Source organism: Porcincola sp. LCP21S3_C12 (assembly GCF_052118625.1).
Taxonomy (GTDB): domain Bacteria; phylum Bacillota; class Clostridia; order Lachnospirales; family Lachnospiraceae; genus Porcincola.
Genome location: NZ_JBQKGW010000010.1, coordinates 70279 through 92818, shown reverse-complemented (window position 1 = coordinate 92818; position 22540 = coordinate 70279). Strand labels below are relative to the sequence as shown.

20 protein-coding genes and 1 riboswitch are annotated in these 22540 nt (G+C 56.1%); of the genes, 17 read left to right on the top strand and 3 right to left on the bottom strand.

The genetic code is table 11. From position 1 onward, the window contains the following. The 3 genes from ACTQ1N_RS07185 to ACTQ1N_RS07175 all read left to right on the top strand — a co-directional run. Window positions 1-1990, top strand: a 1990-nt coding sequence (locus ACTQ1N_RS07185; protein ID WP_441956015.1) for a SpaA isopeptide-forming pilin-related protein, incomplete at its 5' end; no start/stop codon positions are given. A gap of 233 nt (window positions 1991-2223) precedes the next feature. Continuing rightward, window positions 2224-2316: riboswitch (cyclic di-GMP riboswitch) on the top strand. 243 nt (window positions 2317-2559) lie between these two features. Next, a complete protein-coding gene (locus ACTQ1N_RS07180) occupies window positions 2560-3342 on the top strand; it encodes a CAP domain-containing protein (RefSeq protein ID WP_441956013.1) in 783 nt (260 codons plus the stop codon). 205 nt (window positions 3343-3547) lie between these two features. Beyond that, complete coding sequence (locus tag ACTQ1N_RS07175; RefSeq protein ID WP_441956011.1) at window positions 3548-4201, top strand: class II aldolase/adducin family protein; 654 nt, start codon at window positions 3548-3550, stop codon at window positions 4199-4201. Window positions 4202-4346: 145 nt separating this feature from the next. On the opposite strand, the gene ACTQ1N_RS07170 is transcribed toward ACTQ1N_RS07175, so the two are convergent. From ACTQ1N_RS07170 to ACTQ1N_RS07160, 3 genes are all read right to left on the bottom strand, one after another. Further along, the gene (locus tag ACTQ1N_RS07170; protein WP_441956009.1) at window positions 4347-5387 is read right to left on the bottom strand and encodes a 3-deoxy-7-phosphoheptulonate synthase; all 1041 of its coding nucleotides are present in this window, start codon (window positions 5385-5387) and stop codon (window positions 4347-4349) included. A 154-nt stretch (window positions 5388-5541) separates the two neighbouring features. Beyond that, the gene (rnhA, locus tag ACTQ1N_RS07165) at window positions 5542-6018 is read right to left on the bottom strand and encodes a ribonuclease HI (protein WP_441956008.1); all 477 of its coding nucleotides are present in this window, start codon (window positions 6016-6018) and stop codon (window positions 5542-5544) included. Window positions 6019-6123: 105 nt separating this feature from the next. Beyond that, window positions 6124-6522, bottom strand: coding sequence for a precorrin-2 dehydrogenase/sirohydrochlorin ferrochelatase family protein (locus ACTQ1N_RS07160; protein ID WP_441956006.1), 399 nt, complete (start codon window positions 6520-6522; stop codon window positions 6124-6126). Between the two features lie 291 nt (window positions 6523-6813). Here ACTQ1N_RS07160 and tyrS point away from each other — a divergent pair, with 291 nt between their 5' ends. The 14 genes from tyrS to ACTQ1N_RS07090 all read left to right on the top strand — a co-directional run bounded on the left by tyrS (window position 6814) and on the right by ACTQ1N_RS07090 (window position 22497). Next, window positions 6814-8043, top strand: coding sequence for a tyrosine--tRNA ligase (gene tyrS / locus ACTQ1N_RS07155; RefSeq protein ID WP_441956004.1), 1230 nt, complete (start codon window positions 6814-6816; stop codon window positions 8041-8043). Between the two features lie 154 nt (window positions 8044-8197). Beyond that, window positions 8198-10852 carry an alanine--tRNA ligase gene (gene alaS, locus ACTQ1N_RS07150; RefSeq protein ID WP_441956002.1) on the top strand — a complete coding sequence of 885 codons (2655 nt, stop codon included), beginning with the start codon at window positions 8198-8200 and terminating at the stop codon, window positions 10850-10852. 257 nt (window positions 10853-11109) lie between these two features. Next, window positions 11110-11286: a 30S ribosomal protein S21 gene (gene rpsU / locus ACTQ1N_RS07145; RefSeq protein WP_154526399.1), complete on the top strand. Its 177-nt coding sequence runs from the start codon at window positions 11110-11112 to the stop codon at window positions 11284-11286. Between the two features lie 161 nt (window positions 11287-11447). Further along, entirely contained in the window at window positions 11448-13034 is a 1587-nt protein-coding gene (gene cls, locus ACTQ1N_RS07140) for a cardiolipin synthase (protein ID WP_441955999.1), read from the top strand. 77 nt (window positions 13035-13111) lie between these two features. Beyond that, window positions 13112-13963, top strand: a complete 852-nt coding sequence (locus tag ACTQ1N_RS07135) for a metallophosphoesterase (RefSeq protein WP_441955997.1) — start codon at window positions 13112-13114, stop codon at window positions 13961-13963. 1 nt (window position 13964) lies between these two features. Next, window positions 13965-14798: a segregation and condensation protein A gene (locus ACTQ1N_RS07130; RefSeq protein ID WP_441955995.1), complete on the top strand. Its 834-nt coding sequence runs from the start codon at window positions 13965-13967 to the stop codon at window positions 14796-14798. 211 nt (window positions 14799-15009) lie between these two features. Next, a complete protein-coding gene (scpB, locus tag ACTQ1N_RS07125; RefSeq protein WP_441956023.1) occupies window positions 15010-15567 on the top strand; it encodes an SMC-Scp complex subunit ScpB in 558 nt (185 codons plus the stop codon). A 65-nt stretch (window positions 15568-15632) separates the two neighbouring features. Further along, a complete protein-coding gene (locus ACTQ1N_RS07120) occupies window positions 15633-16676 on the top strand; it encodes an XdhC family protein (protein ID WP_441955993.1) in 1044 nt (347 codons plus the stop codon). A 176-nt stretch (window positions 16677-16852) separates the two neighbouring features. Next, entirely contained in the window at window positions 16853-17509 is a 657-nt protein-coding gene (modB, locus tag ACTQ1N_RS07115; protein ID WP_441955991.1) for a molybdate ABC transporter permease subunit, read from the top strand. Window positions 17510-17555: 46 nt separating this feature from the next. Continuing rightward, window positions 17556-18422, top strand: a complete 867-nt coding sequence (locus ACTQ1N_RS07110) for a sulfate/molybdate ABC transporter ATP-binding protein (RefSeq protein ID WP_441955989.1) — start codon at window positions 17556-17558, stop codon at window positions 18420-18422. Between the two features lie 112 nt (window positions 18423-18534). Further along, complete coding sequence (locus ACTQ1N_RS07105; RefSeq protein WP_441955987.1) at window positions 18535-19965, top strand: acyl-CoA carboxylase subunit beta; 1431 nt, start codon at window positions 18535-18537, stop codon at window positions 19963-19965. Between the two features lie 15 nt (window positions 19966-19980). Continuing rightward, on the top strand, window positions 19981-20877 hold the full coding sequence (locus tag ACTQ1N_RS07100) for an OadG family transporter subunit (RefSeq protein ID WP_441955985.1): 897 nt from the start codon (window positions 19981-19983) through the stop codon (window positions 20875-20877). A gap of 48 nt (window positions 20878-20925) precedes the next feature. Next, window positions 20926-21306, top strand: coding sequence for a biotin/lipoyl-containing protein (locus ACTQ1N_RS07095; RefSeq protein WP_441955983.1), 381 nt, complete (start codon window positions 20926-20928; stop codon window positions 21304-21306). A gap of 42 nt (window positions 21307-21348) precedes the next feature. Then, window positions 21349-22497 carry a sodium ion-translocating decarboxylase subunit beta gene (locus ACTQ1N_RS07090; protein ID WP_441955981.1) on the top strand — a complete coding sequence of 383 codons (1149 nt, stop codon included), beginning with the start codon at window positions 21349-21351 and terminating at the stop codon, window positions 22495-22497. Window positions 22498-22540: the final 43 nt, after the last annotated feature.

The window sequence follows — 22540 nt, the reverse complement described above, 5'->3', positions numbered from 1 at the left end:
CAAGTATGTAGACACGAAAAAGACATACAAGATCACTGAGAAGGCAGGAGATGATAAAACTGTTGCTTACGACAAGGATGAGTATGATGTAACAGTGACTCTTCATGATGACGGAAATGGTAACATCGAAGTCAAATATGACAAAGCACCGGATGGGGCAAGCTTTACAAACACATACGGGGCGAAGGGCACGATTACATTCGGCGGAATGAAGACGCTGGAGAACAGGGAACTGAAGGAAGGCGAGTTCACGTTTGTGCTGACGAAGCCGGATGGAACGACGGAAACGGTAACGAACAAATCAGACGGAAGCTTCAAGTTCCCGACGATTAACTACACGCTGGCCGACCTTGACAAGAAGGATGACAAGTATGTAGACACGAAAAAGACATACAAGATCACTGAGAAGGCAGGAGATGATAAAACTGTTGCTTACGACAAGGATGAGTATGATGTAACAGTGACTCTTCATGATGACGGAAATGGTAACATCGAAGTCAAATATGACAAAGCACCGGATGGGGCAAGCTTTACAAACACATACGGGGCGAAGGGCACGATTACATTCGGCGGAATGAAGACGCTGGAGAACAGGGAACTGAAGGAAGGCGAGTTCACGTTTGTGCTGACGAAGCCGGATGGAACGACGGAAACGGTAACGAACAAATCAGACGGAAGCTTCAAGTTCCCGACGATCGACTACACGCTGGCCGACCTTGACAAGAAGGATGACAAGTATGTAGACACGAAAAAGACGTACAAGATCACTGAGTTGGCAGGAGCTGATAATACCGTCGTTTACGACAGTAGTGAGTATGAAGTAACAGTGACTCTTCATGATGACGGAAAAGGTAATATCGAAGTCACATGTGATAAGGCACCAGATGGAGTGACCTTCACCAACACCGCAACCCTTGTCAAAGTCTCCAAGGTAGATGCAACAAATTCTAAGGAGCTTGCGGGTGCGACGATCCAGATTCTCGATGAGAGTGGCAAGGTCGTTGCAGAGTGGGTTTCCACAACGCAGGCGCATGAGGTTGTCGGTCTTGAGACTGGGAAGACGTATACGCTGCATGAGACGGTTGCACCGGACGGTTATGATCTTGCGGAGCAGGATACGACGTTCAGCATCAATAAAGACGGTACGGTGAATGCCGGAACCACAAAGAGTGTAAACGGCGTGCTGCTCGTCGAGGATCAGGCGAAGAAGAACGTGCTTGCATTTGACAAGGTCAGCATGTTCGGTATGAGCATGGTTGGCGCGAAGATGGCAGTGATCAGGCTTGACGCCGGCGGAGAAACCGTAAAAGACACCTGGACGACGAATGGAAAAGCGCACCAGGTCGAGGGAATCAGTGATGGCTCTTACGTACTCAGAGAGCTGGCGGCGCCTTATGGATTCACGCTTGCGCCGGATGTGGCATTTACCGTCAGGGATGGTAAGGCTGCACTGAAGCAGGCAGGAAATGGACGTCTGTCGACAGCTGGAGCGGTTCAGGTTGTTGTGATGACCGATGCCACACAGCTCGGTGTCCGCGACCAGAGATTCGCGAAGGTCGACGAGCAGGGCAGGTTCATGCCGGGGGCGGAGCTTCAGATCACAACAGAGGAAGGCAACGTCATCGCCGTATGGACGACGGACGGAGCGGAGCATACAGAACGCCTGATCGGTGGAAATTATATCCTGGCCGAGACGAAGGCACCTGCAGGGTACCAGGTGGCGGATCCGATCCGCTTCACGGTGAATGAGAAGGGCTTCATCACCTCCATCGACGGAAAGAGCGTCAGCGGCTCGACCGATGCTGTCGTCACGATGACAGACAAAAAGATCGCGGCGGAGACAGAGACGGAGAAGGTGAAGAAGCAGGAGGCAAAGGGCGTCAAGACAGGAGATGATACACCAATTCTGCCGATGACGATGGCGCTGGCTGTCTCGGCACTGGCAGTGCTTCTGATCCTGAGCAACAAGAGGAAGAAAGAAAAACAGTAATTCAGGCAGCCGGGCGAAAGAAGCGGCGGGAGGCATGGAAACGTGCGATCCCGCCGTTTCTCCGTGTGCGCTAAACAGATGAACCTGCTTGGAGCTGTTGAGCGAAGAGTGCATAATATTCCATAAATACAAAGAGTATATTTTGTATAGTATATACGATTGCATTTCTCTTGATATGGTGTTAGAGTAGGGACGTAGAAAAGAGGAGTTACAGAGATGTAACTCATACAACTTCATACTATGGGCAAAGCAAGTGAAAGCTTGCGACGCAAAGCTATAGGGCCTTTCTTAAGAGTCTTACTTAAGAGTGGTAGCCAGTTGCGATCTTTTGGATATCGGCTTAGACGGTTCGATGTTCTTTTCTTCCAGGCGGAGACGTTAGGGAATGAAAAGGTGCGCCCAGACTTTGTTCTGAGGCGCTTTTTTTTATTCACGAAGGCGGAAGGAAGCCAGGAATGAAAATTGGAAAGCGTTGCCCAGTTTTGATGCAGCGCTTTTTTTCTTGCTCCTGAGGGAGCAAAAGCCCATACGAAGTGAGGTTTTCGTCTTAGGGATTGGAGGGATTGATCATGAAGACGAGCACATTTCGTAGAGTCCTGATGGCAATGGTTCTTGCACTTGCAACACTTCTTGCAGTAAGCAACATGAGTGAACCGGTTCTTGCAGCCAGCAAGAAAGTGACTTCCGTTCAGAAGTCAAAAAAGAAGGCAAGGAAGGGCAAGAAAGCAAAGAAAACCAAGAAAACGAAGAAAACAAAGAAGTCGAAGAAAACAAAGAAGTCGAAAAAGGCAAAGACAACCAAAAAGTCCAAAAAGAAGGGCAGCAAGAAAACTTCTGCTAAGAAGCAGACTGTCAAGGTCTTGAGCGCGGAGAACCCGGCTGCACAGGCAAGCTCCTATGCGAATGAGAATGTTGCCGGCCTGTATGGAAACGGGCAGGATATCACATTCAGCATCAACGGCCAGCAGGTAACCGGCCACTATGATGCACAGATGAGCATGCAGCTCGTCCAGATGCTTAACAGCTATCGCGCAAGCCACGGGCTTGCAACCCTGGCAACAACCACTGCACTGACACAGGCAGCGATGACCAGAAGCAAGGAGATCACAGTTGTATTCGACCACGTAAGACCGAACGGGACCAGCTGCTTCACCGTCAGCTCCGCAGTCTCCGGCGAGAACATCGCGGGCGGATATGCGAATGCACAGAGTTTCATGAATGGATGGATGAACAGCCCGAGCCACAACGCAAACATGCTGAATGGTTCCTTCAAGGCAGTCGGCATCAGCGTATTCGCAGTCAAGACGGCGTACGGTTATAGCTATTTCGCAGTTCAGAACTTCGGAAGATAATGATCAAAAACCTTTCCTTCCAATCGTGAAGAGAAGGTTCCTGAAAACCGCAAAGTGGTATTCGAAGAAGGCCGCTCCTGAAAAGGGGCGGTCTTCTTTTTTGCAGGTGTGGTATCATGGACAGGACAAAGGAAGGCCTGACGGCGGAAGGATTGTTTGCCGGAGACATGAGGAATATTTGTTCATTACGGAGAGGAGATCGGGTATGCTTCTGGAAGAAGAGCGCAGAGAACTAGTAGTCTATGGAAAGAGAATGCTGGCGGACAGGCTGGTGACGCTGACGAGTGGAAACATCAGCATCTATGACCCGGAGACCGGATATATGGCGGTCACGCCGTCAGGGATTCCGTATGATGAGACAACCCCGCAGGACATCGTGGTCATGACGCTGGATGGGAAGGTTGTTGATGGCAGCCGAAAGCCTTCGAGCGAGAACCGGCTGCACGCTGCCGTGTACAAGGCAAGACCACACGCCCGCGCGGTAGTCCATACGCACTCCATGTTTGCGACAACGCTCGGCATAGCCGGAGAAGAAGTGAAAGCCGTTCATTTCCTTCTGCCGGATCTGATGGGGCGGGGCACTGTGCCGCTCGTTCCTTATGTAACCTACGGAACGCAGGCCCTTGCGGAGCGAGTGAGAGAGGCAATGAAGGATTCTCCTGCATGCCTGCTCCAGAACCACGGGATGGTAGCGTCGGGAACGTCGCTTGCGGATGCGTATGCCAGGGCATCCGCAGTCGAGACAACCGCCGAGATGCAGTGGAGAGCAGAATGCATCGGGAAGATGAGAGTCCTGACAGAGGCGGAAGTGGAGGAAACCTTCGAATCCTTCCGGACCAGCTATGGACAGAAAGCCTGATGCAGGCTTGTTGATGCGGTTCTGTATTTTGGATGAGATACTCAAACAGAACAAACAAAAGAAGGCTGCAGCCGGTAAAGACTGCAGCCTTCTTTTGATAAACGGGTAAAACGCGGCGTCTGTCAGATTATCAGAAACAGGTTCATCAGCCGAGTTTTTTGTAGATATCATAGATGAGCTTCTCGGATTCTTCCCACCCCAGGCAGGCGTCTGTGATGGACTGGCCGTACACGTGGCCGGGACCGCCGAGGTTGTCCTGTCTTCCTGAGACAAGGTAGCTCTCGATCATCAGTCCCTTCACCAGCTTCTTCAGTTCCGGATTGTAGGAACGGCTGTGCATGATTTCGGACGCGATGCGGATCTGCTCGAAGCACTGCTTGTTCGAGTTGGAGTGGTTGCAGTCAACGATGACCGCGGGGTTCTTCAGATCCTTCTTGCCGTACAGCTCGTTGATCCGGACCAGGTCCTCATAGTGGTAGTTCGGAACGCAGACACCGTTGTGGTTCACGGCACCGCGGAGAACCACATGGGCAAGGTCATTGCCGTCGGTCGTGACATCCCATCCTCTATATATGAAGTTGTGGCCGCTCTGCGCGGCAACGATGGAATTGAACATGACGGACAGGTCGCCGGAGGTCGGGTTCTTCATGCCGGCCGGGACATCCATGCCGGAGACGGTCATCCGGTGCTGCTGGTCCTCAACGGATCGCGCCCCGACCGCGACATAGCCGAGCAGGTCGTCGAGGTAGCGGAAGTTCTCGGGGTAGAGCATCTCATCTGCAGCCGTGAAGCCGGTCTCCTCGATGGAGCGCATGTGAAGCTCGCGGATGGCGATGATGCCTGCGAGGAGGTCGGGCTTCTTGGTCGGATCCGGCTGGTGGAGCAGTCCCTTGTAGCCCTTTCCGGTCGTGCGCGGCTTGTTGGTGTAGATGCGCGGAATGATCAGGATGCGGTCGGAAACCTGCTCCTGCACCTTCTTCAGGCGGCGGATATAGTCCATGACGGCGTCCTCGTTGTCTGCGCTGCAGGGGCCGATAATCAGGATGAAACGGTCGTCCTTCCCGGTGAAGATGTCGTGGATCTCCTTGTCGCGCTGCTCCTTTGCGGCGCGGACCTTGCCCGAGAGCGGGTAGCGCTGTTTGATCTCTGATGGGATCGGAAGCTTCTTTTCAAAATGCATGGACATGATGATGGTTCCTCCTACTTGGCTTGGAAACCCGGGCGGAACACGGGTTCCTGTTTGACAGACCATTCAGTAATATGGATATGCCTGCTCGGAAGGTGCTGTGGCTGCCGGCATTGTCCCGGGAGCGGTACAGCATGAAGAGCCGGCGGATGATTCAGACACCGGGGTCTTCGATCAGGTGACCGGAGTCGGCGGCGCTGGTCGCGAGCTGGTCGCAGCGCTCATTCTGCGGATGGCCGTTGTGGCCGCGGACCCAGTTCCAGGTAATCTGGTGAGGGGCGGCAGCCTGAAGAAGCCGTTTCCACAGATCGACATTCTTGACGGGCTCTGTTTTGGTGCGCATCCAGTTCTTTTTGATCCAGCCCTCGATCCAGTGCTGGGTGAAGGCGTTGATCAGATACTGCGAGTCGGACCAGAGCTCCACCTCACAGGGCGTCTTCAGCGCCTCGAGGGCAGCGATCGCACCCATCAGCTCCATCCGGTTGTTGGTGGTTTTGACGTAGCCCTGGCTCAGTTCCCGCGTGTGGAGCGTGCCGGCTGCATCGATTACCTCCAGGATGGCGCCGTAGCCGCCCGGTCCGGCCGGGTTCTTGCGGGCGGAGCCGTCCGTGTAGATTGTTACATGTGTCATATGTATCCTTTCTGCCAGCCTGGCGCCCGCCGCCCGCCGGACCGATGCCAGCGGACCGATGGCCTGCCTGATGATGATCAGCCAGCCTGGCGCCCGCCGGACCGATCAGTCTGTGAAATGATCTGCATCCAGCATGAAATCGGATTTGTCCGGTCTGCCGGCCGTATACAGGATGATCCCCATTGTCCGGCAGATGGCGGAGACGTCGCGAATGAGCGGCTCTGAGCCGGATACGCAGAAGACGACATCCATCCCGTAGAGCGCTTCGCGGCTGTAGGACTGGATCAGTAAAATGAGGCGTCCCTCATCCGCCATCGCCTGCAGCTCATCGGAGCCTTCCTCGCACAGCACGCTTAGATGGCTCGTACAGCCTGCCAGAAACCTCGCGTACCGCTCAGACTCCGGTGCGTCTCCGATGACGCAGACATGTTTTTCGCTCAGGTTGATCAGAACCGGAAGCAGGCGCCAGGGAGTCTTCGATTCGCTTTTCTTATCCCTATCCATACGGCGATCTATCCCCTTCGTCTTGTAAAACACTGCAGAAATGTCCTTATCAGATCGTTCTGAAGCTGCGGCCGGGGCACGCCCGGCCGCAGAGCAGCCGATTAGCCCCTATTGTACATAGGAAGCGGGAAAAAAGCGAGACCTTTCTGCGGCTTGATTTTTAAGGTGTTCATTTGTATACTAAAACTTATGCAATTCCCGGGAATTCTGGCGGATTCCTGAGGAGAATGAGCCAGTAGATGGCCTGTCCCGGGCGGCTTTTCAGGGGGACGGGCGGGAAAGGATATTCTGATGGGTGTATATGAGGAACTTCAGGCCCGCGGACTGCTCGCGCAGCTCACGGATGCGGACCGGATCAGAGACATGATCAATGCCGGCAAGGCGACGTTCTACATCGGGTTCGACCCGACCGCGGACAGCCTGCATGTCGGGCATTTTATGGCGCTGTGCCTGATGAAGAGACTGCAGATGGCGGGGAACAAACCGATCGCCCTGCTCGGAGGCGGAACCGGCATGGTCGGCGATCCGTCCGGAAGGACCGATTCCAGGCCGATGATGACGCCGGAGGTCATCCAGCACAACTGCGACTGCTTCCAGAAGCAGATGTCGCGGTTCATCGAGTTCGGAGAAGGAAAGGCCAGGATTGTCAACAACGCCGACTGGCTGCTGGATCTGAACTATGTGAACCTGCTGCGGGAGGTCGGAACCTGCTTCTCGGTCAACGAGATGCTGCGTGCGGAGTGCTACAAGCAGAGATGGGAGAAGGGGCTGACCTTCTTTGAGTTCAACTACATGATCATGCAGGCATATGACTTCTACCAGCTGTACCAGCGGTTCGGCTGCCAGATGGAATTCGGCGGCGATGACCAGTGGTCGAACATGCTGGCCGGCCGCGAGCTGATCCGCCGCAAGCTGGGAAGGGATGACTCTGAGGCGATGACCATCACGCTTCTGACGAACTCGGAAGGCAAGAAGATGGGCAAGACGGCGAAGGGTGCTGTCTGGCTCGATCCGGACAAGACTTCCCCGTACGACTTCTATCAGTACTGGAGGAATGTCGGGGACGCTGATGTCATCAAGTGCATGAAGCTCCTGACGTTCATTCCGCTTGAGCAGATCGATGAGTATGCGAAGAAGGAAGGACAGGAGCTGAACGCGGTCAAGGAAGTCCTTGCGTATGAGCTGACGAAGATGGTTCACGGCGAGGAGGAGGCAAAGCACGCCCAGGAGGGCGCGCGGAAGCTGTTCGCCGCAGGCGGCGCAGACACAGAGCATCTGGAGGCTGTGAAGCTGGATGCGTCCTCTTTCCGGGACGGGAAGATTGACCTGATCGGCGCGCTGGTGGCGGCGAAGCTTGTCACGAACCGCTCGGAGGGCAGAAGAGCCATCGAGCAGGGCGGCGTGACGGTGGATGAGGAGAAGATCACCGATGTCCATGCCGTGCTGGATGACGAGAAGCTGAAGAAGGACGGCATTGTGCTCAGGCGCGGCAAGAAGAAGTTCGCGAAGGTCGCCCTGTAAGGAGAGGACAGGCGCCTGACAGGCGTGGCTGTTGAACGGGCCGGCATGACGGGCGGGGCTTTGAAGCAGGCGCCCCTGCCGGCAGCCTGACAGGGCAGGGGCCTTTGAGCAGGCTGCATGAGAGATGACAGATATGGAAAGGTCGTAACAGATTATGGAAAAGTATGGCGTGAATGATTTGCGCAGGATGTACCTGAAGTTCTTTGAAAGCAAGGGACACCTGATCCTGCCGAGTTTTTCGCTTGTGCCGCACAATGACAACAGCCTTCTGCTGATCAATGCAGGGATGGCGCCGCTGAAGCCGTATTTCACCGGCGCGGAGATTCCGCCAAGACGCAGGGTGACAACCTGCCAGAAGTGCATTCGGACCGGTGATATCGAGAACGTCGGCAAGACGGCCAGACACGGCACCTTCTTTGAGATGCTCGGGAACTTCTCATTTGGCGACTACTTCAAGCGGGAGGCGCTCCACTGGTCATGGGAGTTCCTGACAGAGGTGGTCGGCCTCGATCCGGACAGGCTTTATCCGTCTGTCTACCTCGATGATGACGAGGCCTTCCAGATCTGGCATGACGAGATCGGAATCCCGGAGAGCCGCATCTCCAAGTTCGGCAAGGAGGATAACTTCTGGGAGCATGGAGCAGGACCGTGCGGTCCGTGCTCTGAGATCTACTATGACCGCGGGCCGAAGTACGGCTTCGAGGGCTGCGGGACGAAGGACACCTGCAAGCCGGGCTGCGACTGCGACCGCTTCATGGAGATCTGGAACGATGTCTTCACCCAGTTCGAGAATGACGGTGAGGGGCATTACACGACGCTGAAGCAGAAGAACATCGATACCGGCATGGGGCTGGAGCGTCTGGCGGTTGTCTGCCAGGAAGTGGATTCGATGTTTGATGTCGATACGCTTGTCGCGCTGCGCGATCATGTCTGCTCGATGGCAGGCGTGAAGTACCACGAGGTGGAGAAGCAGGATGTCTCCATCCGCCGTATTGTCGACCACATCCGCTCGGCGACGTTCATGATTTCGGATGGGATCATGCCGTCCAATGAGGGACGCGGCTATGTGCTGCGCAGACTGACGAGAGGGGCAGCGCGCCACGGCAGACTGCTCGGCATCGATCATGCATTTCTTGCAGACCTGTCCGGTACCGTCATCGAGACGTCGAAGAGCGGCTATCCGGAGCTGGAGGAGAAGAAGGAATTCATCTTCAACGTGCTGCAGCAGGAGGAGGATAACTTTGACCGTACCATCGATCAGGGACTGTCCATTCTGAACGGCCTGCAGGAGGATCTCCAGAAGGAAGGAAAGAAGGAGCTGGACGGCAAGGAAGCGTTCACGCTGTACGACACCTACGGCTTCCCGCTTGACCTGACGAAGGAGATCCTGGAGGAGAAGGGCTGCACCGTTGACCAGAAGGCGTTCGATGCCTGCATGCAGGAGCAGAGGGAGCGTGCGAGAAATGCACGTGCCAAGACGAACTACATGGGCGAGGATGCAACCGTCTATGACCAGATTCCGGTCGAGATCACGTCTGTCTTTGACGGCTATGACCATCTGGAGGATACTTCGAAGATCTCTGTCATTGCGGGCGAGAGCGAGCTGACGGAGGCGCTGACAGACGGCGACAAGGGGACGATCGTTGTCGACCGGACGCCGTTCTACGGGACGATGGGCGGCCAGTGCGGCGATGTCGGAACAATCACGGGACCGGACGGCGAATTCAAGGTTGAAGATACCATTCACCTGCGCGGCGGCAGGATCGGCCATGTCGGCCATGTGACGCGCGGCATGCTGAAAACCGGAGACGAGGTCACGCTGAAGGTGGATGAGGCGGCCAGAAAGGCGACGGCGCGGAGCCATTCGGCGACGCATCTGCTCCAGAAGGCGCTGAAGCTGGAGCTTGGCGCGCACATTGAGCAGAAGGGATCGTATGTCGATCCGCACAGGCTGAGATTTGACTTCTCTCATTTCCAGCCGATGACGAAGGAACAGCTGCAGCGGGTTGAGGATCTCGTCAATCAGGAGATTGAGGCGGCCCTCCCGGTCCGCACGGATGTCATGTCCCTGAGCGAAGCCAAGAAGACCGGCGCGATGGCGCTGTTCGGTGAAAAGTACGGAGAGAAGGTCCGCGTCGTCTCGATGGGCGACTTCTCGAAGGAGCTGTGCGGCGGTACGCATGTGAAGAACACAGCGGACATCCGGCTGTTCAAGATCCTTTCGGAGTCCGGCGTTGCGGCCGGCGTCCGCAGAATCGAGGCGCTGACCGGTGATAACGTCATCTCCTATTACAGAGAGAAAGAGGGGGAGGTCGCTGAGGCGGCGGAGCTTCTGAAGACAACCCCGGCGGATGTTCTGGACAAGATTGCAGCGCTCCAGAAGGAGCTGAAGGAAGCACATTCCGAGATCGAATCGCTGAAGAGCGAGGCGGCAAAGAACGCGCTGGGCGATGTGTCCGACCAGGTGCAGGAGATCAGCGGCGTGAAGTTTGTCGCGACCCGCGTTGAGAATGTGGATGCGGACGGCCTGAGAGAGCTGGGCGATTCGCTGAAGGCAAAGATCGGCGAGGGCGTCGTTGTCCTGGCTTCTGTGACGGACGGCAAGGTGCAGCTGATGGCGACCGCGACCGACGGAGCGGTGAAGAAGGGCGCCCATGCGGGGAACCTGATCCGCGCGATCGCGAAGACGGTCGGAGGCGGCGGTGGCGGAAGACCGTCCATGGCCATGGCCGGCGGCAAGAATCCGGCCGGCGTGGACGAGGCACTGAAGCTGGCAGCGGAGACCCTGAAGGGCCAGCTTGGAGCCTGAAAAGTCCGCTTTGGGCGAGCGGCCAGGGACACCGGGGAACAGCGGGACGTGCCGCCGGCCTGAAGCCAGAGAAGTCCGCTCCGGCGTGCGGCGGCTGACGATCTCAGCCAGGTGTCCCAGCCAGGCGCCAGGCAAGTCAGGCGCCGCGAAAAAGGGATTGACGTCTTCGAAACTGGGGTGTTATAATGCATGAAGTGCAGAATTTCACCTACAGTTGGAATGCACAATTTACAACTGGAGGGAGGTAGGGTTGAGGAATGTCTAACATAATCGTTCGCGAGAATGAGTCTCTGGACAGCGCGCTTCGCCGTTTCAAGAGAAGCTGTGCAAAGGCGGGTATTCAGCAGGAGATTCGCAAGAGAGAGCATTATGAGAAGCCGTCCGTCAGACGCAAGAAGAAGTCTGAGGCAGCACGCAAGCGCAAGTACAACTAATTCGGTAAACAGTCAGGCCCCCGGCTTATGCAGCCGGGGGTTTTGTCGTATCCGCGCAGCGCGGAAGGGCCGCGCGGGGGTATGAAGTTGCCTGTTCCGGGTTTCTGCCCTATACTAAAGGCATTCTTGCAGGTGCCTGAGGACAGAAGGGGGATACGACGGTGAAAAGGCTTCTGAAAACGATCTTTGGCAGGCTGACGGTTGTATTGGCAGCGATTGTCCTTCAAATCTGGCTGTTCGTCTACATTGTCTTCCAGCTCGGCGTCGAATACAAATATGTCGATCTGGGAATCAAGCTGCTGGCTGTGATTTTCGTTTTCTGGATCCTGAACAACTGGATGAACCCTTCCTACAAACTTCTGTGGTCCATCCTGATCCTTGCCATGCCAGTGTTCGGCGTGGTTCTGTACTACATCATGGGACAGTCCCGTGTGACCAGGCAGGTCCGAAAGCGTTATGAAAGCGCGGCCATGCTCTGCAGGCCGCTGATGCAGCAGAAGGAAGCGGTGTCGCTGAGTCTCAGGCAGGCGGATGAAGACGCGTACCGGCAGAGCAGCTATCTCAGCGGAGACAGCGGTTTTCCGGCTTACCATAACACGGAGACGGTCTTCTTCCCGACGGGCGAGGAGATGTACGCGCGGATGAAGGAGGAGCTGCAGAAGGCAAAGCACTTTATTTTCATCGAGTACTTCATCATCGCAGAAGGCGAGATGTGGGACGGCATTCTGGAGATTCTGAGGAAGAAGGTACAGGAGGGCGTGGATGTCCGCCTGATTTACGATGACATCGGTTCGATCGGCACCCTCCCGATGGGCTACTTCAAAAAAATGCGCGCCCTTGGAATCAAGTGTGTTGTGTTTAACCGGTTTGTGCCGGCGGCGTCAATCTTCCTGAATAACCGCGACCACCGGAAGATTCTTGTGATCGACGGGCATACGGCCTTCACGGGCGGAATCAATTTTGCGGACGAGTATATCAACCGGATTGTCCGGTTCGGGTACTGGAAAGACAACGGCATCATGCTGCACGGCGAAGGAGCATTTTCATTCACCGTGATGTTCCTTCAGATGTGGAGTGTCATCACAAAGTCAGACCGGGAGCTGAAGGATCTGGCACGGTTTGCCGGCGGCCGGGACAGTCTGATGGAGAGGCGGGCGCCGTTCAGCTCCAGGCTGTACCACAAGGAGCAGTTTGAGGATGATGGCTACGTGCAGCCGTACTGTGATACGCCGCTGGACAATGAGACGGTCGGTGAGAATGTTTACCTGAACATTGTCTCGCAGGCACACGACTATGTCTGGATCTACACGCCGTATCTGATTATTGACAATGAAATGATGACGGCGCTGACGCTTGCGGCGAAGTCGGGTGTCGATGTGCGGATCGTGACGCCCGGGATTCCGGACAAGCGGATTGCCTATCTCCTGACGCGTTCCTGCTACAAGCAGCTGATTGAGTCCGGAGTCCGGATTTACGAATATACACCGGGCTTTATCCATGCCAAGACCGTCATATCGGATGACAAGATCGCGACGGTCGGCAGCGTCAACTTCGACTACAGGTCGCTGTATCTGCACTTTGAGTGCGGTGTCTGGATGTACGGGACGTCAGCTGTCATGCAGATCAAGAAGGACTGCGAGGAGACCTTCAGCAAGTGCCGGAAGATCACCGATGACTGGCTGAAGCATCAGAATATCCTTGTGAGGATGATGGCGGCGGTCATCAAGCCGCTGGCGCCGCTGTTGTAAGCCTGGAGACGGAATGCAGCCGGGGCTTTGCAGGCGGCAAGACTCGGCAGGATACAGATAAGACGGGGTGATGGAATATGGGAAAGATTCTGGTAACACACTACAAGGTGCGGATCAACGATCCAGAGAACGCCCCGAAAAAGCCATTCTCGGTGGCTGTTCTGTCGGATATGCACAACGAGGTCTATCGCTCCGGCGTCACGCAACTGGTGGAGACGATCAGAAATGAGCGGGTTTCAGCCGTCTTCTCGGTCGGCGATCTGCTTGTCGCGAAGGGGGAGCGGTGCGCCTGTGATGTCGCTCTTGACGCGCTTGGCCGGCTGACGGAGCTGTATCCGGTATATGCGGTTAATGGCAATCATGAGGTCCGGATGCGGAACATGCCGCAGTTCCGGGAGCAGTTTCTGGAATATGACCGCAGGGTCCGGGCGCTCGGCGTCACGATGGTCGACAACCTCCGCGTTCCCCTACGGATAGAAGACAGCCGGATCGGACTTTACGGACTGGAGATTGACAACGGCTATTACCGCAGGAACCTCCGGGAGGGGGAGCAGGAGCAGCCTTCGAAGGGAAGAAAACCTGCGCGGAAGCATTTCCTGACGGTGCAGGATATGGAAAAGCTGGTCGGAAAGCCGCAGGCAGGGGAGTATCACATTCTGCTCGCGCATTTTCCGAGATATTTTCCAACTTATGCAGCCTGGGGCGCGGATCTGACGCTCTCCGGGCATAACCATGGCGGAATCATCCGGCTGCCGGGCATCGGCGGGCTGATCGGGCCGGACCCCGGCCTGCTGCCGAAATATGACCACGGGGAGTTTGCCATTGGTGGCCGGAAGATGATCGTCAGTGCAGGCCTCGGCACGCACACGATCGACCTGAGGATCAACAACCCGGCGGAGCTGGTGATCCTTGACTTTGTGGGAGCGTGAAATGGCGATTGAGATCAAACTTCAGGCGTATGAGGGACCGATGGACCTTCTGCTCCACCTGATTGATAAGAATAAAGTCAATATCTACGACATCCCGATCGCGCTGATCACGGAGCAGTATATGGCATACCTGTCGACGATGCAGGCGCTGGAGCCGGAACTGGACCGGATGAGCGAATTCCTCGTGATGGCGGCGGAGCTTCTCGACATCAAATCACGGATGCTGCTGCCGGCGGAGAAGAATGAGGAAGGTGAGGAGATCGACCCGAGAGACGAGCTGGTCAGCCAGCTGATCGCCTACAAGACCTGCAAATACATGTCGCAGGAGCTGCGCGAGCGGGAGAAGGAAGCGGAGGGCACTTACTATCGGAAAAAGCAGATTCCGAGGGAAGTCGCGGCTTACCGTCCGCCTGTCAGTGCGGACAAGATTCTGGATGATGCGAAGGTGACGCTTCCGGCCCTCTACAAGGTCTTTCAGGAGGTCATGAAGCGGCGCGAGGACCTGCGCGATCCGATCCGTGCAGGGTTCGGACGGATCGAAAAAGAGGAATTCAATACAAAAGAGACGATGCAGTATGTCGAGCATTTTATTGAAAACCGCCGGCACTGCACGTTCAGAAATCTCCTGATGCTCAGACCCGGAAAGACATATGTGGTTGTCTCTTTTCTGACGATCCTGGAGCTGATGAAGCGCGGGCACATCTATGTCCGGCAGGATGAGAATTTCGGTGAGATTTACATCGAGGCAAATGACCGTTCTCAGTGGACGGATCTGGACGCTGACGGGGAAGACGACGACTGGATGGAGGAGAAACCTGCAGATGAAGGAGCTTGAGAAACCGGGCAAGGTGGACGATGCACAGGCAAGGGGGAGCATGACTGCAGCTCCGGAGGGGGAGAAGGCTGGACCGGAGGAGATCAGTATGCCGTCGGAAGCCGGGGAGGTCAGACCCGATGAGGGCAGCACAGCTCCGGAAGACAGGAAGGATGAAGCGGTGGCGACAAGTGCGGATCCGGAAAACGGGAAGGCTGAGTCCTCCGCAGAAATGCTTCGGGCGGAGATTGAGGCGATTCTCTTCTCTCTGGGAGAGAGTGTGGACATCGCTGTGATCGCGGATGCGGTAGGGCTGAGCCGGCCGGCGGCGGAGAAGGTTCTGAAAGATATGCAGCAGCGCTATGAGGCTGCTGACAGGGGCATCCGTCTCATCCGGCTCGAGGACCGCTATCAGCTCAGCACGAAGAAGGAGTTGTATCCGACGCTGATCAAGGTTGTCCGGCAGCCTCAGAAGACGACGCTGACCGATGTCCTGATGGAGACGCTGTCCATCGTTGCGTACAGGCAGCCGGTGACAAGAACGGAGATTGAGAAGATCAGGGGCGTCAAATGCGACCATGCCATCAACAAACTCGTCGAGTATAATCTGATTCAGGAGGTCGGACGGCTGGATGCGCCCGGCAGGCCGATTCTGTTCGGAACGACGGAAGAGTTTCTGCGGCACTTCGGGACCGATTCGGTTGAAGATCTTCCTGCCATGAACCCTGTGAAGGTGGAGGATTTCAAGGCGGAAGCCGAGGAAGAGGCCAACGTAAGGCTGGGGATCTAGCAGACTGTCCTGAAACAGGATTACGGCCGATGGCCAGTCAATGATATGGGGGAAAGAGCGGAAACATGACGGCGAGAGAATTCTACGACATCCTTTCAGAGCTGCACACTGACCGGGATCAGGAGCTGGTGACGGTCATCAGCGGTGAGAAGACCGGCTGGAAGCTGCTTCTGACAGACGGAAAGCCCGCAGCTGTATTCGCTGCGGACGGAAGCGGTGCGGAAGACGAGGCAGCCGCGGACATTCTTGCACTGCCGCAGCAGATGCTTTTCCGGGAAAAGCTCGGGCATCCGAAGCATCTTGTGGTCTGCGGGGCCGGCTATGTCGGACAGGGTGTCATCCGGCTCGGGCGGTTTCTCGGATGGAGGGTGACGGCCATTGATGACCGGATTGATTTCTGCCGTCTGGCGGAGCAGGCCGGTGCGGATGAGACGATCGCGGACGACTTTACAGACGCTTTGGGGTCTGCGTCCATTTCATATGATCCGGATACCTACTTCGTGGTCGTGACACGCGGCCACCGGTTTGACAGGGAATGTCTTCTGGAAATCATGAAGCATGAGACCGGATATGTGGGCATGATGGGCTCCCGCGCCAGGTCCGCCCGGATGAAGCAGACGCTCCTGGAAGAAGGGATTCCAGAGAAAATGCAGCAGCGGCTTCACGCGCCGATCGGCCTGAAGATCGGTGCCCAGACACCGGAGGAGATTGCCGTCTCGATCGTTTCCGAGATTCTGGCAGTCAGGCCGGACACGGCAAAGAATCAGATACCAAAGGACCTTCTGGAGGCGGCCGGGACAGCCGGGCAGGGTTCTGCTGTGCTGGCAACCATCGTCGGCAGGCGCGGTTCTACCCCCAGACAGGCCGGGGCGCGTATGCTTGTCAGACGGGACAGGGTGACCACCGGCACCATCGGAGGCGGCTGCATGGAGGCGGAGGTGATCCGGGAGTCTCTGCAGCTGATGGCGGAATCAAGGCTTGAGCGCAGCACGGCGGACAGATGCCCTTACAAGGCAGAGATCTTCCAGGTCGATCTGACCGGGCGGACAGGCACGCAGGCGGACATGCTCTGCGGCGGCGCGATGGATGTTCTGCTCGAGACCCTCTGACCCTCTAACCTGAAAACCCGAAAACCTGAAAACCCGAAAACCCAAAAACCGGCAGGCGGGCAGGGGCGGTCACAGCCGGGTACCATGCAGCGGCGGCTGGCGGGGATATGGATGCCGGCCCGGACGCTGCTTATTCTTGAAAAGCGTTATTCTCCCAAAAATAGAACGGAGGCATCATGGATCTTTTTCCACTCTGGAACAGTCTGAGGATCGCAGCCTGCACAAGTGTGCTGGTTTTCTTCGCAGGGATCTGGGCAGCCTATGAGATTTCCCGCCTGCCATCCGCGCTGCGCGGACTGCTGGACACGCTGCTCACGCTGCCGCTTGTCCTCCCGCCGACCGTCTGCGGCTTCTTCATCCTCCAGGTATTCGGCATCCGGCATCCACTGGGCCATTTCCTGGATGATATGGGCATCCGCCTTGTCATGAGCTGGCCGGGGGGCGTCCTGGCGGCTTTCGTGGTTTCATTTCCGCTGATGTACCGGACGGCGCGCGGCGCCTTCCAGAGCTTCGACCAAACCTGCCAGTGGAGCGCCCAGACGCTCGGTCTGTCTGACATGTACATATTCTGGCATATCCGGATGCCGGTCTGCAGGCAGGGAATCATCGCAGGGGCCGTCCTCTCATTTGCGAGAGCGCTCGGCGAGTACGGGGCAACCTCCATGGTGATCGGCTACACACCCGGAAGGACGGCTACCATTGCGACAACGGTCTACCAGCTGTGGCGGACGGGCGACAATGAAGGAGCGGCAGCCTGGGTGGCAATCAATCTTGTTCTGTCCGCCTGCGTGCTGGTTGTGTTGAACCTGACGGAAGGCAGGAAAAAGCACTGAGCGGCGGACATACAGTCCGGAGAGGATGCCTGTAAGGAGGGCTGGCGTGGATTTTCTGGTTGATATTGAGATGAAGCTGAATACATTTCCACTTCGTGTGAAGCTGGACTCGGCGGAAATGAACCCGGGCGGCGTGATCGGTCTTCTGGGGGCTTCGGGCAGCGGAAAGACGATGACCCTGCGGTGCATTGCAGGGACGGCTGTGCCGGACAGGGGAAGAATTGCCATAAACGGGACGACCTTCTTTGACAGCAGCCGCAAGATCAATCTCAGGCCGCAGCTTCGGAGGGTTGGCTATCTGTTCCAGAATTACGCCCTGTTCCCGAACATGACGGTTCGCCAGAACATCCGGTGCGGGATTCTTGGAGCGGCTCAGCAGGAGCGCCGGATTGAAGCAGGATGGTGGAGGAAACAGCTGTATCCGGACAGCAGACATCATGCACAATCCAGCGGCTGTGAGGAATACACACTCTACACATCCAGACGGCAGAAGGAGAGAGGGGTTTCCGAGATGATTGCGCGCATGCACCTGGAGGGGCTGGAAGACCGGAGACCTTCCGAGCTGTCAGGCGGGCAGCAGCAGCGATGCGCGCTGGCGAGAATCCTGGTGGGGAATCCGCAGATTGTCCTGCTGGATGAGCCGTTTTCAGCGCTCGACGAATACCTTCGGGACGAACTTCTGGAGGAGACGATGTCGGTGCTGTCGGAGCGTCATATTCCGGTGTTCTTTGTCACGCACAGCAGACATGAGGCGAGAGCTGCCTGTACAGATATCGCGATTCTTCACGATGGAGTGGTCCAGGAGACGGGCAGAACGGGAGACATTTTCACGCATCCAGGGACAGCGTGGGGGCGGATTCTGACCGGGACAGAGGGCAGGAAAGACCTTGATTTTCAGAGCTTAATCAAGTAATATGAGATTCGGCAGATTTTTGTGATAAAGGGGCAAAACTGCGCCTTCCGCGTCACAGGAATTGATGAATAAAACGTTTTGTAACCAGTTGTATTTAGATGGAGGTCTTAGCATGAGCAATACAGCACAGAGCAGTGCGGCGAAAAGAATCGAAGCCCTGCTTGACGAAAACAGTTTCGTTGAAATCGGAAAGAGTGTGACTGCCCGCAGCACTGATTTCAACCTGACGGAAGACAAGACTCCTTCGGATGGTGTCATCACCGGTTATGGCCTGATTGACGATAACCTGGTCTATGTCTACAGCCAGGATGCTTCTGTCCTCGGCGGAACAATCGGTGAGATGCATGCGAAGAAGATCTGCCGCCTCTATGATCTTGCCATGAAGATGGGTGCGCCGGTGATCGGTCTGATCGACTGCGCCGGTGTCCGGCTTCAGGAGTCCACGGATGCGCTGAATGCATTCGGCGAGCTGTACCGGAAGATGTCTCTGGCGAGCGGCGTGATCCCGCAGATTTCCGCAGTTCTCGGACAGTGCGGAGGCGGACTGGCTGTGGCAGCAGGCCTGAGCGACTTCGTGTTCATGGATGGCAAGGATGGAAAGCTTTTTGTGAACGCACCGAATGCTCTGGCAGGTAACAAGACAGAGGACACCGCAAGCGCTGCGTTCCAGAGCGAGCATACCGGTCTGGTTGATTTTGTCGGCACACCGGACGAGATCTTTGCGCAGATTCGTGCGCTGGTTCCGATGCTTCCGGCGAACAACTCCGACGAAGCACCGCTTTCCGATGTTGCGGATGACCTGAACAGGGAGTGCACCGATATCGCGGGTGCTGCAGCGGATCCTGCAGTCGCACTTTCCCAGATTTCTGACGGCGGCGTCTTCTGCGAGGTCAAGGCTGCTGAGGCGAAGGAGATGGTCACCGGCTTCATCAAGCTGAACGGAACGACCGTCGGTGCGGTTGCAAACCGTACGGCAGCATACGATGCGGATGGAAAGCAGACGGCTGAGTTCAAGCCGGTTCTGACCGCGAAGGGCTGCGAGAAGGCAGCTTCCTTTGTGAACTTCTGCGATGCATACGACATCCCGGTCCTGACGTTGACGAATGCAGAGGGCTTCCTTGCAGACAAGCATAACGAGTACAGAATCGGCAAGGCAGCGGCAGCGCTCGTAACAGCATTTGCTTCCGCTACCACCCCGAAGGTCAACGTGATTGTGGGCAATGCCTATGGCTCCGGCTTCACGATCATGAACAGCCAGGCGCTTGGCGCGGATGTCACCTATGCATGGGACAGCGCGAAGGTCGGCACCATGGATGCTAAGCTTGCAGCTGGTATCATGTATGATGGCAGCGATGCGGCAACCATCAATGAGAAGGCGGCAGAGTACGAGAAGAAGCAGAACAGCGTGGATGCAGCGGCTTCGCGCGGATACATCGATACCATCATCAGACCGGAAGATACCAGAAAGATGGCAATCGGTGCGTTCGAGATGCTCTACACAAAGAGAGAAGATCTTCCGGCAAGAAAACACGCAACTGTATAAGGAAGGGGCATGCAGATGAAGAAAAGATTAAGCGCGATTCTGCTTGCATGCGGACTTTCCGTCTCCATGCTTGGCGGAACCGCTTTTGCAGCGTCAGCCACAGCGAGCACCGAGACGGCGCTTGAGCAGGCGGCGACGGAAGCCGAGGCAGTGGAGAGCGAGCTTGCCAAAGATACCGGGGAAACCCAGCAGGAGACAACAGCGGTTGCTCAGCCTTCCGAGGTAACCGGGGACCGCAAGTATGAACAGCTTTACACAGCCATTGAACAATCCATCGAGCAGACGCTGGCACAGGTTTCGTCACTTTCTGATGACCAGATCGCTCAGCTCAAGGATTCAGGCGATGAGTCAACCACTCGCCTGATCGCTTCCTGGGATCAGGTAAGAGAACAGTGCGGCGCGTATCAGGGTGTTGATTCCTACACTGTCGCAGAGGATGGAACGAATGTCACGTTCACGGATCTTGTGAACTACGAGAAAGCAGCTGCCGATAAGTCGAAGGTGACAGTCACAGTTACCGTCGACATGAAATCGCAGACAACGACCTACAACTGGAATGTCCAGGAGACAATCGGGAAGGCCATTGAGAAGGCCGGAGAGAATACAGCTGTCGGAATCGTGAACGTTATGCTCATCCTTGTTCTTCTGACACTCGTCATCGGACTGTTCCGCTTCATTCCGAACGGAAGCAGGAAGAAGAAGGAACTGGAGGCTGCCGAGGCAGCTGCACCGGTAGTGCCGGAGACTGCACAGGAGTCTGAGGAAGAAGGCACAGACGATGGTGAGATCGCAGCTGTCATTGCAGCAGCGGTTGCAGCGTATGAGAGCGAGAATGGAAAGGCACCTGCAGATGGATTTGTTGTTCGTTCCATCAGAAGAAGGAGCAGAAAAAGCGGCTGGCAGAATGCCTGAGATGCAGTATCAAACACAATCTACAATCATTCAATAGGAGAAATTGAGATGAAGAACTATACCATCACCGTTAATGGCAATGTATATGATGTCACTGTTGAGGAGAACGGCGCTTCTGCAGCGGCACCGGCAGCGGCTCCGAAGGCAGCACCGGCAGCGGCTCCGAAGGCAGCTCCGAAGGCTGCAGCACCGAAGGCTGCTTCTGCAGGCGCAGGTTCCGTGAAGGTCAACGCTTCCGTTCCGGGCAAGGTGACGAAGGTCAACGCTTCTGTCGGACAGTCTGTCAAGCCGGGTGACGCAATTGTCACGCTTGAGGCTATGAAGATGGAGATCCCGGTTGTCGCTCCGCAGGCAGGCACAGTCGCTTCCATCGAAGTGGGTGTCGGAGACGCAGTTGAGAATGGCCAGCTCCTTGCGACCATGAACTGAGTTTTCCGCTACCTGTGTCCTGAACGTTAGGAGGTTTACCTGATGGGTTCAATTATTTCAAATCTTCTGCATCAGACTGCGTTCTTCAATCTGACGTGGGGAAACTATGTGATGATTGGCGTGGCACTGGTTTTTCTGTACCTCGCAATCAAGCATGATTTTGAACCGCTCCTGCTGATCCCGATCGCCTTCGGTATGCTGCTTGTCAACATCTACCCGGATGTCATTGCAGCACCAAGTGTCGATTCTCTTGGGATTGAACACGCAGGAGGGCTGTTCTACTATTTCTACCAGCTCGACGAATGGTCCATCCTTCCGTCCCTGATCTTCATGGGTGTCGGAGCAATGACCGATTTCGGTCCGCTGATCGCAAACCCGATTTCCTTCCTGATGGGTGCGGCAGCACAGCTTGGTATCTATGTTGCGTACTTCCTCGCAATCGCGATGGGATTCAACGGAAAGGCGGCAGCGGCGATCTCCATCATCGGCGGCGCTGACGGCCCGACTTCCATCTTCCTTGCAGGAAAACTCGGACAGACAACACTGATGGGACCGATCGCGGTTGCGGCATATTCCTATATGTCGCTTGTCCCGATCATCCAGCCGCCAGTCATGAAGCTGTTCACAACGGAGAGGGATCGCAAGATCAAGATGGAGCAGCTTCGCCCTGTCAGTAAGCTGGAGAAGATCCTGTTCCCGATCGTCATCACGATTGTTGTCTGCCTGCTCCTTCCGACAACGGCTCCGCTGGTCGGTATGCTGATGCTCGGAAACCTTTTCCGTGAGTGCGGCGTTGTCAAGCAGCTGACGGAGACCGCTTCCAATGCAATGATGTATATCGTCGTCATCCTTCTTGGAACGTCTGTCGGCGCATCCACCTCCGCTGAGGCATTCCTGAATGCCAACACGCTGAAGATTGTTGTACTTGGTCTGATCGCATTCATCTTCGGTACAGCCGGCGGTGTCTGGCTCGGCCAGCTTCTGAAGGTTGTGACGCATGGGAAGATCAATCCGCTGATCGGATCAGCCGGTGTCTCCGCTGTTCCGATGGCTGCCCGTGTATCCCAGAAGGTCGGCGCGCAGGCTGATCCGACGAACTTCCTTCTGATGCACGCGATGGGACCGAATGTGGCAGGTGTCATCGGCACCGCTGTCGCGGCCGGTACCTTCATGGCGATCTACGGCGTCTGATATTCGCCATTCAGCAATCGAAATATTCTTTGAAAGGATAAAA